The sequence below is a fragment of the Streptomyces marokkonensis genome, assembly GCF_039539045.1.
GTDB classification, from domain to species: domain Bacteria; phylum Actinomycetota; class Actinomycetes; order Streptomycetales; family Streptomycetaceae; genus Streptomyces; species Streptomyces marokkonensis.
Genome location: NZ_BAABCQ010000321.1, coordinates 1 through 3470, shown reverse-complemented (window position 1 = coordinate 3470; position 3470 = coordinate 1). Strand labels below are relative to the sequence as shown.

Annotated in this window: 3 protein-coding genes; 1 reads left to right on the top strand and 2 read right to left on the bottom strand. The window is 67.4% G+C overall.

Going from position 1 to position 3470, the window contains the following annotated elements; genetic code table 11:
• The first annotated feature begins 126 nt into the window (after nucleotides 1-126).
• Nucleotides 127-1377: a hypothetical protein gene (locus tag ABEA26_RS35420; RefSeq protein WP_345598114.1), complete on the top strand. Its 1251-nt coding sequence runs from the start codon at nucleotides 127-129 to the stop codon at nucleotides 1375-1377.
• 529 nt (nucleotides 1378-1906) lie between these two features.
• On the opposite strand, the gene ABEA26_RS35415 is transcribed toward ABEA26_RS35420, so the two are convergent.
• Together ABEA26_RS35415 and ABEA26_RS35410 are read right to left on the bottom strand one after the other, a co-directional pair.
• Complete coding sequence (locus tag ABEA26_RS35415; protein ID WP_345598112.1) at nucleotides 1907-2824, bottom strand: IS3 family transposase; 918 nt, start codon at nucleotides 2822-2824, stop codon at nucleotides 1907-1909.
• Nucleotides 2821-3129 (bottom strand): transposase, encoded by a 309-nt coding sequence (locus tag ABEA26_RS35410; RefSeq protein ID WP_311307069.1) that lies wholly within the window; start codon nucleotides 3127-3129, stop codon nucleotides 2821-2823. Before ABEA26_RS35410 ends, ABEA26_RS35415 begins: the two co-directional genes overlap by 4 nt.
• Nucleotides 3130-3470 lie beyond the last annotated feature (341 nt).

The following is a 3470-nucleotide window of genomic DNA, read 5'->3' as shown; positions in this document are numbered from 1 at the left end:
CCACATGCCAGATTGCGTCAACTTCCCCGTCCCGGGCGCCAAACGATGACAAGCAATCGAAGGAGGCCCCGAGCATGGAGACAGCGTTGTGAGCGAACCGGTGCCGTTTCAGAAGGAGTTGCTCCCGTGCACATCCCTAACTATGCCTATGCCATGATCCGGTCCGCACTGCCGACTGTCCCTACCTCCCGCCAGGTGGGGGCGCTGGATTGCTGCCTCTGCGACAAGCCCTTTGAAGATCGGCCGCCCGTACCGCTCGGGCCGACTCCCGAGTCGGGACTGTTCGGCTGCCATCCCTGTGTAACTCGGTTGGTCGCCCGGGCGCGGCGGGCCCGTGACGCCGCGCTGCCCCAGGACGCCGAGCGGGCCCGAACGGAGTCCGCGGCCTGGCTGCCGGTGCGTGAGCGGCATCTCGCCCGGCTCGACAGTGCGCGGCAGGCCGCGGAGGCCGTGGCCGGGCTGGCCCGGGACGGTGACACCGAGCCGCTGCAAGTCGCCTGGCTGCTGGTCTCGCTGGAGTCGGCGTACGCCTGGGTCCCGGAGGCGCCGGAGCCACCCACCTCTGCGGAGCGCGAGGACTCAGAGCTGAGGGACGAGGCGCTCCGGCTCGACCTGGCGATGATCACAGCACGGGAGGCGGTGGCGGAGCGGCTCGCCTATCACCTCATCAACGAGGCGCAGCCTGAGGAACCGGAGATGTGCGAGGAGCTCGAATGCCTGGAAGGCTGCTCGGGACGACATGACTCCTCTCACATCGACTGCGGACCGGACGCCGTCTTCGAGGATCTGGCGAAGCACGGAATCACCGTGGAGCAGCCGGAGCCCGAACCGCTGTCGCCTCGGCTCGCGGCTCTCTTGGGAAGGACCGAGGCCGAGGAGAAGCACTCGCTGCTTCCGGACATTGAGGAGCAGGCCCCCGTTGTCCTGGCGCACTTCGGTATCGACGCCGACGATACGGAAGCCCTGGTGAGCGCGGCGGCGGTCGGGCTGGTGGCCGTCGCCTCGGACGTGGACCTTCCGTGGGCCGGCGGTTCGCGCTTCGCGCTTCGGACGTTGTCCGAATCCGTGGCGGAGTTCGTCCAGCACGTCGCCGACCGGGTCTGGGTCACCGCGGAAGTGATGCGTGAACAGGGCTGGCGCGTGGGGTTGCTGCATAGAGCCACTTCGGCTGCGTTCAAAGTTCCCACCTACTTCGGTATGCCGGGCTGGCCTGGCGCCGTCGCCTCAGCGATGGACCGTCTCGCCGTGCTGAACAGGTCGGGCGCACCCGAGGCGCTGACAGATCTCGCGGAGGTAGAAGCCGCGTTGGTCGAAGCGCCTGACCGGCTGGGGGCAGAAGCCCTCGACTGGATTTCCCGCCACGCCCTACTCCGCTAATGCGCCACCCGGCCTGCCCCTCCGCTGACAGACCGGGTCGGGAAAGCCCTCGCACCAGGGCACCCGAACGGTTGCCACGGCGTCCTTCGCCCGCGCAGTTCGGTATGCCCAGTGCCGTTAAGCGTGTTGCCAGTGACCACGTTCACGTCAGACTCGGTCGCGCGGTTCTGCAGCTGCCCGAGCGCCGCGAGACAACCCAGCAGAAGGTAGAGGACCCCGGTGAAGTGGGACGAAGTGACCCTCGTCATTCTCGCCGCGTCCGGCTGCGTCACGCTACTGCTGGCGCAAATCAGCGAGGTGCTCGCGAGGCTGCCACAAATCATCCGCGCGTGGCGGCAGGTCCGGCACGAACTGAGCGCTGGCACCGATCCCGGCTCTCGGGATCACTCAACAAGGGGCACCGCCCCGGGCGCCCTTGCGGTCGACCCAAGCGATGGGGACCATACCTCCAGAAGGACCGGAGCAGGGCAAGACGAGGGTTGATCCGGTCAGCGGCATTGAGGCTCCCCCGGCGTGCGGGAGGTGCTGATCAGCTGGTCAGGGCGGGTTGACAGGGCTTCAGATTCGTTCGTTCGGCCGTTGCCTGGTCGGCGTAATGCTTCTCCTCGAACTCGATCGGGCTGAGGTAGCCGAGCCGTTTTTGGATGCGCCGTGAGTTATAGAACCCATCGATGTACTCGAACAGCGCCAGGTTCGCCTCGGCCCGGGTGGCGAAGACGCGGCCGCGGATGCACTCCGTCTTGGTGATCATCCACAGGTTCTCCGCGAGGGCGTTGTCGTACAAGTCTCCGACCGATCCCATGGACGCCTGAACGCCTGCTCGCAAAAGGCGAGTTGTGAGCTTGATCGACGTATATTGACAGCCGTGGTCCGCGTGATGGATGAGCTGTCCGGGCTCGACCTCGCGGGAAGCCAGGGCGTACTCGAGCGTGGACAGGACCAGGTCGGCGTCCGCGCGGGCGGAGGTCTCCCAGGCCACTACCCGGCGGGAGAACGCGTCCCGGATCGCGGACAGCCACAACGGGCCCTCGCCGGTCGCGATCATCGTCAGGTCGGTGACCCACAGCCGGTTCGGCCCACTCGCGGTGAAGTCGCGCTGAACCAGGTCCGGGGCCGGGGTGGCCTTGGGGTCCCGGCGCGTGAAGCCCTTGCGCCGCGGGCTGATCCCGGCGATGTCGGCTTCGCGCATCAGGCGCTCGACCCTCTTGCGGCCCACGTGGACGCCCACGCGCTTGAGCACGGCATGTACGCGTGGCGAGCCGTAGACCCCGCCCGAGTCGGCGTGGATCTCCTTGATCTGCCCGGTGAGTTCCGCGTCCCGGCGCACGCGTTCGCACGGCTCGCGCTCGGCACGGCGCCAGCGGTAGTAGGTGGAGGAGGGGACGGACAGTTCCCGCAGGACGCGCTCGACCCCCAGGTGCGGGTGCTCGTCGAGGAGCGCCGTCACCTGGGCCGGGTCGGGTCGAGCTGGGCCGCGAAAAAAGCCGAGGCCGTCCGCAGGACCTCGTTCGCCCGCTTGAGCTGGGCGTTCTCCTTGCGCAGCGCGGCAAGCTCCGCTCGCTCGTCGGTGGTCAGCCGGTCATCGCGCTCGCCGGCGTCGGCCTCGGCCTGACGGATCCAGCCGCGCAGGGCCTCCGGATGCACGCCGAGGTCGACGGCCAGTTTTTTGATCTGCGGCTTCGGATCGGCGGTGCGGTACATCCGCACCGCGCGCTCACGCAACTCAAGCGAATATTTCCTGGGGGCAGCCATAGTCGATGTTCCTCTCATGAGTCCCACCTGACCATCTGTCACCACACTCCGCATCTCGGGGGAACCTCACACGCCATTCGGCACAAGTGTGACTCAGTACTTGTGGACTCTGAGGAGGACATCAAGGCGCTCTCCGAGTACCTCGGCCTTCGGCTTCACGTGCGAACGTACACGCACCGGCAAGGCGATCGATTACGCCTTCACCGAGGCGGAGCCCCCAAGGACACCGGCGAAGCTCAGGGCACATCAGTGCTCCAGCCCTAACCAATGTGCCCTGGCGACCTGACGACCCCTCCCGGAAAATGACGAGAGCGGGACCCGAAGGCCCCGCCCAAACCGCA